The sequence below is a fragment of the Sphingomonas zeicaulis genome, assembly GCF_050433225.1.
In the GTDB taxonomy this organism is placed as follows: Bacteria; Pseudomonadota; Alphaproteobacteria; order Sphingomonadales; family Sphingomonadaceae; genus Sphingomonas_D; species Sphingomonas_D zeicaulis.
In genome coordinates this window covers 149,502-158,169 of record NZ_JBNPXQ010000011.1, presented here as the reverse complement: position 1 = coordinate 158,169, position 8,668 = coordinate 149,502, and the positions used below count along the sequence as shown (strand labels likewise).

Here is an 8,668-nt window from a genome sequence, read left to right as displayed (position 1 = left end):
GCAACCGAAGGGGGAATTATCGACTGTCATCGGGCAAGTGCCCTCACACTGGCTCCGCGACGACATCGTCGCTTTCACAAGCGGGAGCCAGCGCTACCAAGTGTGATCCGGTGCAGCATGCGCCCTCACCGACACTTCTCAAGGTGGTGCGCCGCGCACCGTTCGTCAAGGGCTCGTGGGAAGCATGCGCGCCCGGGCCGGTCGGTGGCGGCGGATTTGTTTCCGCGCGGCGGCTGGATGCCAGATGGACCGCGTAGCCGCGGTAGCCGGTGCCCGGCCTATCTTCTCTCGGGGATGGAACAGCGTGTCCAGCGGCACCCCGGATGATCTCGTCGACCACGACCCGCTGTTAAGCCTTAAACGTTTTTGCTTAATATCTCTTATCGCGCCGACGCACCAACCCGCGTCGTAGCAACGAACAAACGGTCCATGGTCACCCGCTCGCTGTATCTCTCATGATTGCCGTTGTAGTCATCGATTGTCAGCCGCCTTGCGGGCGCGGCGGGATCGGGCGGTGCTGGCGATCGGAATGGCGGCGGCGCTGCGGCGTTCGGAACTGGTTGGGCTAGCGGTGAGCGACGTCGACGTGCTGGAGACCGGCCTCGACATTCATCTCGGCCGCACCAAGACGGACCAGGCCGGGGAGGGCGCCTCGATCGCGATCCCCGAAGGGTCGCGGGTCCGGCCGAAAGCCTTGCTGATCGACTGGATGGCGGCCGCGGGCCATATCGACGGGCCGCTGTTCCGCCGCCTCACCCGCAAGGACGCGCTGACCGACGAGGCCATGTCCGACAAGGCGGTTGCGCGGCTGGTGAAGCAGTATGCCGGCGCCGCCGGGTTCGATCCGGCAAAATTCTCGGGCCATTCGCTACGTGCCGGTTTTCTCACCGAGGTGGCCGCCCAAGGCGCGACGATCTTCAAGATGCAGGAGGTGAGCCGGCACAAAACCGTGTGGATCCTGTCCGACTATTTGCGCTCGGCCGACCGCTTCCGCGACCATGCCGGCGGTCGGTTCCTCTAAACTCGCCGTAGGCGCGCCGGGAGCTCGGAACTCAACGGCGAGCGCAGCATGCTGACATCAGGTTAACATCAACAGCATATCAACGTTTGCCTTTACGCTCGTGGAGGGCGATGAACCCGGATGCTCGATCGCTTCGCGTCCTCAGCGAAGTTTACCGGGGTCCGACGCACCCTGGTCGCGCACTCCGCTTGGGGCGAATAGCTCCTCTCCCATCCCCGCTAGCTGCTCGAAAAATTGATCCATGAGCTGAAGGTGTGCCGTGGTCAGCCGAACGAAAATGCGGCGCCGATCATTCCGATCGAAGACTTTCTCGACGAGCTCCCGGTCAGCGAGCTCATTGATCCAGCGCATGCCAGTCGTCAGCGGTACCCGTCCCCCCGCGCACGTGTCACCTACCGATCGCTCCTGCCCTTCGAGCATCGCGATATAAAGGTGCAACAGCATGTCCCAGGCTGGATCCGCAAATTCGTCAGCGCCTAGGATTTCATCGCGTAGGCGGCGCGTATCCGTAATATAGCGCGCCAGCCTCAGATAGACGGCGCGTTTCCCATCAAGGCTCATGGCTCGCCACGCGGGGGCGATGAAGAAACGTCGAAATGGGCCTGCGGAATGCGCCAACGATGTCAATCTCTACATTCAATCTCCGTTACCTCCCTGCCGTCTTAGCGTGCCACTGAGCTCGCGCGTCTAACTGCCGTAGATAATTAACAAAGGTTGTAGCAAAACACTTTTCCTGCGCCATAGGGCGCTCGGACGCCAGGGAGCGGCAAAAAAAATGGCCGAGCAGCAAGGCTCGACCATGAAGTTTTAGGAGAGGATGCCTGAAAGGCACTCAAGTTGTGCGCCGCAGCAGGATTTTGTGCAAGTGCGGAAGGTGATGTTCAACATACATCAGTCGATTGGCCGCGTTTCCTCGATCGCAACTGAATCCTCGCTATGCTCCGGAAACGGCAAAGAGGGGCGATCAATCCCTGGCTCGCTTGCCATGTTCTGATGCGGTACGAAGGCAAGGATGATCAGGCTCGGTGACCACATTGCCCGCCGACGGCGGTTTTACCCTTCTCCTCTGGTTGCAGCCCCAAGCGTCATGCTTGTCGACATTGACGCAGCGTACCGATCCCCATCGCTTGCCCTCGGCCGCTTCTATCCGATCATCGTCGAAACGGAGCATGAGCACGTCGAACTGGAATCCTACTTCTCTGCACTGCAACCGGCGCCAAAGGCGCCAGACCTGCTCGATGATCGGCCCTCGGCGATCGAGACGCCGCGGATCCTCATTTCGCGCTACACGCCTCCGGCGCCAGGATGGCCGTGGATCGCGGTCACCTGCTGGCCGGTCGATATGGCTGCTGCCGCGCGCGACGTCGGCATTGCGATGGCGCGTGGGCGCTACACTATGGAAGTGTTCGAAGACGCAGCGGCGCTCGATATCCATTGCGCGACGCTATTGCACGCGCTGGGCCGGGATAATGACCTCGAACTGCGCATGCTGTCGCCGGAACGGATCGCAACCTCCGGGACCGCATGACCCGGTCTCCGGACGGCCGTTCCTGATGGGAAAAGCAGCCGCCGGGAGTGAACCGATCCTTTTCTGACAGGCGGCCGCGCCCTTGCTCAGGATCCGATGAATCGTAGGGGCCGAGCCGGCCTGATACGACGAACGTGCCGAGGGAATCGGCAGGCCGTTCCAGTCCCTCCTCAGATATTGAGCGCGGTCCGGAGCATGTGCGAAAGTCGACCGCTTTCCACGTCTGCCGGCGTCACCGCGACCACCGGCGCGATCCGCTCCATGCGCGGATGCGTGACCCGCTTGGCATCGAGATACTCCGGCGTCGCGAACCCCATCGCCTCGACCACCAGCTGCCGGATTTCGCCTGTGCTGCGCGAGCGTGCCTCGAGGATGAAATCGGGCCTGCAGGTGCCGAGATCGGTCAGCCGGTCGAACACCGGCTTGTTGATCGCCAGGTCGACGCCGGCGCGGTGCAGATCCCGCCGCACGCCGAGCAGGCCACGATAGACCTCGCGCTCAAAATTTGAATCGACCGGCACGAACCGTTGACCCGAGTAAATCGGCTGCGCGTAGGCGCGCAGCGGTGCGAAGCCCCTTGCTTCCGGGTACTGGCCAACCACCACCAGCACCAGGTACGGCCCCTTGATAAGGTTGCCCCGCACCGAAGGAGATTGCACCCGATTGGCGATCACCACCGGCTCGCTGCCGGCGGCGTAGATCGTTTCGGCCTGAAACGCGTTGGCGTAGAGCGCCAGGAACCCCTGCGGCGCATGATCGCGCGGCCATTGGCGGCCGAGCTCGCGCAACGTGGCATAGATCCGCTTCGAATGGAGCGGCTGCGCGTGCGTCCAGAAGGCGCGGGCGAGCTGCATCGCCGGTGCGATCTCCATCTGGCCGGCCGCGCCGATCAGTGCCTTGAACTCCGTTGCAATCGATCGGTCGGGAAAATCCTCCGCATAGGGCGGCGTATGATTCACGCCGGCAGCGTTCATCAGCCGCCACAGCAGGCGCGCCAGCCGCGGCACCGAGGCATGACGCGTGCGATCGTCGACGCTGTCGCTCTCCGGCCGCTGCGCCAGGTTCGCCGGCGCCGGCTTGATGACCTCGAAAAAGCCCGCCGGGGGTGCCGCCGGCGTCTGCCGGCTCCGCTGCTCCGACACGCGATTCGTCGCGTGGTCGCGAAAAAACGGACATTCCGGACGATGCTCGGACCGACCCGAGCCGGTCAGCCTTCGTAGGTAATAGGTTTCGGCTTCCGACAGATAGGCCGGCGTCAGGATTGGAGGTGCCTTGTCAGGCGGGAGGCAGTCGCAAGCGATCCAGCATTCGCCGATGCGCGCCTGCTGCACCAGCACGATCCCCGCCTCTTCGTCCTTGTGTGTCCCCTCCCCTACATACCAGCGCACCAGGGCTTTCCGCAGCTCCAGCGGCAGCGCCTTCCGCCAGCCCACCAAGCCATCACTGTGACGGTCGATCAGCCACATAGTCCGTGATCCGGGGCGCGCCGATGCCTGTTCGTATCGATCTCGCGCTTGAGAACAATCCCCGAACGGCCTATAAGCCGACCCGTTCGGAGGATAGTCTCATGTACGATCTCAATAGCTATCTTGTCGCCCAGCGCGCGGACTTGGTTGCGGTTTACACATCCGACTACGAGTTCAGTGAGGATCTTCAAGGAGAGATTCCTGACAATGTCGGGTTTACCGATGTGGTCATAAGTGTAGCCGGAGTGGCAATGATCCTTGCAGTAATACTCGGTGGTGCGTTTTTTCTCATTGCGCCGTAGGGTAGTCATTCTCCGGATGGGTTAAAGAACTCTTTGAACTGCTCCGAATTGATCTTTGACTTTAGGCCAGATGATCCGATGCGACGCTGATTGTGAAGCGATTTGGATTGGTTGATGGCCTCTCCAACCTCTACGCCGCCTTCTTCAATTATGCGTCCCGCGGCGTTCGGGTCACCACCTGTTGGCCCCATTGGCAGGCTCCCAACGCCCCGTGGGCTGTAAGAACCCCGCACATCTTCGACGCTATCAAAATCAGGTCCCTTAACGTCCACGAGATCAGGCTCGCGGATTTGAGGATTGATTTCGTTGAGGATCGATTGGCTTTTCTCGTCCATCCAACGCGCGATCAGGCCTTCGCGGATTTCCCGCTGGGTATCATTCATGTCGGTGGCCCAAATCTCAGGCGCGTTTAGATTGGGATGCTTGGCCTGTTCCTGACGGTACCAATTCGAAAGTTCATTCGAAAGGTTCTGGCTCAGGCGCATGCCGTGATCTTGGGAGTAGCGTGCCTCGCTCATGAGTTGCTCGGCGCGCTCGCGATGTTTGCGGGCGGTAGCCATCGCGGACCGTTGTTCGGAGAGCGAATCCTCAGAGCCGGACGTTGAGGATGTCGTGAGCGAATCTCTCTCGAACGATCCACCTCGTGCGTAGGTGCCATTTGATTCACTTGCACTTAGCCCGTTCGTCCGCTCTTCACGGGTACCGCTCGAAGCCGTATCGCTTTCATCCGCCCCAATCGTCCTTGCGCGGCGATCGCTCATACCTTCATTCTGAGTAAAGCTGCGCCTTAACCCCGCGCTGGCCTCAATACCAAGACCAGGAGCACGTCCACCTCCACCTCCGCCGCCACCGGCATCCGCGTCATCGCCCTGCTTCTTCGTCTGCCCTCCGGAGCCTTGCCCACGCGTACGTGATACTTTGCCAGCGGCCCCAGCATTCACAGAGTCAGAAAGAAGGGTGCTGTCTTCCAGACCCTTGGTGTGGCTATAGCTCTCGCTCGTTCCAGACCTGCTTTCATTACCGGAGAACTTCGATCCGGACTGCCGATCGGATCGCTCCACGTTCGTCCCGGACTGCCATCCTTGGCCGCTGTCGAAACCCTGACTGTGCTCGAGCGTGGTCTGAGTGCCGCTGCGATCAGTATGGGCGGCGGTGGTTGTCTGGCTTAGCGAATTTTCGATCGCTTCAGCTTCGCGAAGGTGCCAGCTGGCGGCCTTGCTCATGCTGCTGTTCAGGCCAAAAGACATATCGGGCGTCACGTCGAGCCTCGACATCGCTCCGCTCATATCGTCAACCACACGCCCGTTGCCATAAGTGCTGGACGTCGCGCCATTGTCATGCCGCGTCGTAAAGCCAGCCGCGCCTGTCGAGAAGCTCGGCGCCGTGCTCCACTGGTCGGACTGGCGCATGTTCGATGTGTGGTTGGCCCAACTCACATTGCCGTAGGCATAGTTGCCGGTGGTCTGCTCGTTCGCCGCCTGCTCGGCCGCGTTCTGCGCAGGCGCGAGCATCGACATCGAATGCCCGGCGATCGACATCGCGCCCCGCGCCATGCCGGCAGCGAGGAACGGCACGCTCATCAGCATGAAGCCGGCGATCGTCGCCGCCTCCGCGTTGACGGCGCCGATGCCCTCAAAGCTCGCGAGCGTCATGCCGGTGCCCGTGACGCCCTTCGCCGCGGTCTCGGCGCGCGTCGTGCAGATCATGTGGAGCACGACATAGATCGGCCCCCAGGCTGCAAGATAGAAGAAGCCGGTGACATAGCCCTTGAGCGTCCCGACGCCCGTCTGCGGCATCAAGAAAAGCGGGAAGATCACCGGGAACATCGCGAAAAACACCACTGTCAGCACGATGTGCAGGATCGGCACCCAGGTCATCGCCTGCTGGGCGATCGAGTTGTACGTGTTCCGCGCCTGCAGGTCCGCACGCACCTGCGCGAAGGTATCCAGCGACGCACTGCCGGTACCGCCCGACATGCCGGAGCGCGCCTGCAGGAAGGCATTGATCGCCATCATCTGCCGCATCTGGGAATGGAAGCTTGAGCCGCTGCCGGTGAAGGCCTGAGCGACCACCGGCACGTCCATCTTCAGTTTGGCCGCCGCGGCGGCGTTTGTGAGTTTTGGATAGACTTCCTTGCCCCACAGGGGCGCGTGCGCCTCGAGGATCGCCGTCCACTGAGCGGTCAGCATCTGGTAGGTGCGGTTGCAGGTGACGATCGACGTTGTGACCGACCCATCGCCGTTGCGCTGCGCCCATTGCTGCGCCCGTGCAGGCGAGCCCGGCCCGATCGCCGCCCACAGGTCCGTCGCCCGCGCGAGATCGGTCAGCGACTTGCGATAGAGCATGATGTCGCCAAAGGTGCAGCGCTTGAAATGCTCTTCGAGGTTGGTCGCGAACTCGGCATCGCGGATCTGGAAATTGCGCGTCGCCTCGAGCAGCCGCGAGCCGTAGATCATGCCGTTGGACGTGTAGTTGAGCTGCGACGGCATCACGAACACCGTCTCGGAAGTCCGGGTCAGATAATCGCCCACCTGGCTGGTGAAGCTGGCGAGGATGCCAAGCCCCCGCGGCACATTGTCCACCACCGCCGCCGCCAGCGACGGATTGACCCGGTCGGTGATACGGACGTCCACCGTCGGCACCATGAGGACGCCATACATCAGCGTCGCCTGCAGGAACCAGTTGAACCAGGCCCGCCAGTTGAGGGTGAAGGCGACGACGAGAAGCGTGTAGATCAGTCCCATCACCATCACGACGCGGAGCAGGGACTTATAGCCCCCTCCCCCCGTCCAGGCGGCGACGGCGTTGAAGACGTTGACGAGATATTCGCCGCCGCCGATCGTGAAGACCTCGACCATCGTCGCCCCCTCCCCCTACTGCAGACCTTGCGCGTTCAGCCCGCGCGAGAAGTTCAGCGCGGCCGACATGCCCGGCGACATCGAATTCTGCAGCGTCGACTCCAGCATGATCGTCTGGTCGATCAGCTGCGTCGTCAGCTGCATCTTGTTGCTCAGCTTGATGTCACGCTGGGAATAGCGTTCGCGCGCACTCGCGATCTGCTGCCGCCACTGTGCCGCGGTCTCGCTGTCAAACGTCTGATAGTGCGTCTGCGCCTGCTGGACCTTGTCGAGGAGGTTATCGAGCATCGCGATGAGCAGGTCGGTCGCCACGATTTCCGCGAGATTGTCGATATCGCCTTGCGCAAGGCTGCGGTGGGCGAAGGCCTGCACCGACAGGATCTTGAACAGCGGCACCGAGGAGATGTTGAGAAGCTGTTTTTCGATCGTCGTTAGCGGGGTATCCGTCCGGATCTTGTCGCCCATCTCCCGGATGTTGCGCGCGATCCGTGGCTTCAGCGCAATCCAGACCGGCACCGACAATGTCTGTCGGCCGACGCTGAAGCAGTCCGTATCGTTGCACTTGAGGATCGTGACCTGTCCATTGGTGCCCGTCGCATCGAGGAGCGCCGTCGCCACCGCCTCCTGGGCGGGTCCGATGATCTGCACCCGCCCGCCGACTGCGGGATCGTTCGAAGGCGTCGTGATGATCGTGCCAACCAGCGTCATGATCAGCTCGGAAAACTGCTGGTCGAACCCGCCAAAATTGTCGGCCTTCTTCAGCGCCTCCCAGGTGTAGTTGTGCTTCTCGCCGACAAGCTGGTCCTTCATCGCCGGATCCTTGTTGCCGGCGATCGTGCTGTCGCGGCGGTTGCCATTGTTGCAACCCTGCCGCGAGGCGGCCCAGTCCGAGAACATGCCCTGGCTGTTGCCGACGGCCTCGCAGATGGTTGAGCGCGTCGTCTCCATCTGCGGCCAGATGCCGCCCACAAGCGCCTGCGCGGTCTCGCAGGAGTTGATGTTCATCTGGTTGAGCTGCTGCACCTTCTGGCTGAACTCATCCATCACCTTGCCGATCTCCGGCGAGACGCTGTCGATCGCCAGCTTGAATGCGAAGCCCAGCGCATTGTTGGCCGTCGCCTTCAGCATCGCCACCAGCTCGGCGGTATTGATGAAGGAGAAGGAGCCCGCGAACAGGTCGATGCCGCCGCAGCCGGCGCGTGCGCTCGGCAGCTGCAGGTTGAACGGCGCGACGCTGCGCTGGGGGAAGCGCGTCCAGACATTGCCCATTGAATAATAGCCGGCGGACTGGCCCTCGAAAGCGCTCGGGCCACTGACATTGGCAGCGGCGCCGGCTTCCTCGAAATAGCCGTTCATCTTGGTCAGAACGTCGGCCTGCGCCGGTGCGATCGCCGCGAGATGGACGGCGGCCGCGATCCCGAGCGCGGCCCCACCTCGGCCGAGGGCGGCGCGTGCGCGCCGCCCCCACCGCCGGGGTTTCGTCGCGGATGGGG

General features: G+C 62.4%; 7 protein-coding genes. 3 read left to right on the top strand and 4 right to left on the bottom strand.

Annotated elements, in window-relative coordinates; translation table 11 throughout:
* Positions 1-478 precede the first annotated feature (478 nt).
* On the top strand, positions 479-1,021 hold the full coding sequence (locus FHS96_RS26410; protein ID WP_429598951.1) for a site-specific integrase: 543 nt from the start codon (positions 479-481) through the stop codon (positions 1,019-1,021).
* Between the two features lie 141 nt (positions 1,022-1,162).
* Here the strand turns inward: FHS96_RS26410 and FHS96_RS26405 are convergent, their stop codons facing one another.
* Positions 1,163-1,639 (bottom strand): hypothetical protein, encoded by a 477-nt coding sequence (locus FHS96_RS26405; protein WP_429598949.1) that lies wholly within the window; start codon positions 1,637-1,639, stop codon positions 1,163-1,165.
* 394 nt (positions 1,640-2,033) lie between these two features.
* Here FHS96_RS26405 and FHS96_RS26400 point away from each other — a divergent pair, with 394 nt between their 5' ends.
* The gene (locus tag FHS96_RS26400; RefSeq protein WP_429598946.1) at positions 2,034-2,549 is read left to right on the top strand and encodes a hypothetical protein; all 516 of its coding nucleotides are present in this window, start codon (positions 2,034-2,036) and stop codon (positions 2,547-2,549) included.
* A gap of 170 nt (positions 2,550-2,719) precedes the next feature.
* Here the strand turns inward: FHS96_RS26400 and FHS96_RS26395 are convergent, their stop codons facing one another.
* Entirely contained in the window at positions 2,720-4,015 is a 1,296-nt protein-coding gene (locus tag FHS96_RS26395) for a hypothetical protein (protein ID WP_429598943.1), read from the bottom strand.
* Positions 4,016-4,038: 23 nt separating this feature from the next.
* Here FHS96_RS26395 and FHS96_RS26390 point away from each other — a divergent pair, with 23 nt between their 5' ends.
* Complete coding sequence (locus tag FHS96_RS26390; RefSeq protein WP_429598941.1) at positions 4,039-4,317, top strand: hypothetical protein; 279 nt, start codon at positions 4,039-4,041, stop codon at positions 4,315-4,317.
* Positions 4,318-4,322: 5 nt separating this feature from the next.
* On the opposite strand, the gene FHS96_RS26385 is transcribed toward FHS96_RS26390, so the two are convergent.
* Both FHS96_RS26385 and FHS96_RS26380 read right to left on the bottom strand, forming a co-directional pair.
* The gene (locus tag FHS96_RS26385) at positions 4,323-7,175 is read right to left on the bottom strand and encodes a conjugal transfer protein TraG N-terminal domain-containing protein (protein ID WP_429598939.1); all 2,853 of its coding nucleotides are present in this window, start codon (positions 7,173-7,175) and stop codon (positions 4,323-4,325) included.
* Positions 7,176-7,190: 15 nt separating this feature from the next.
* A complete protein-coding gene (locus FHS96_RS26380) occupies positions 7,191-8,591 on the bottom strand; it encodes a conjugal transfer protein TraH (RefSeq protein WP_429598966.1) in 1,401 nt (466 codons plus the stop codon).
* Between the last annotated feature and the right edge of the window lie 77 nt (positions 8,592-8,668).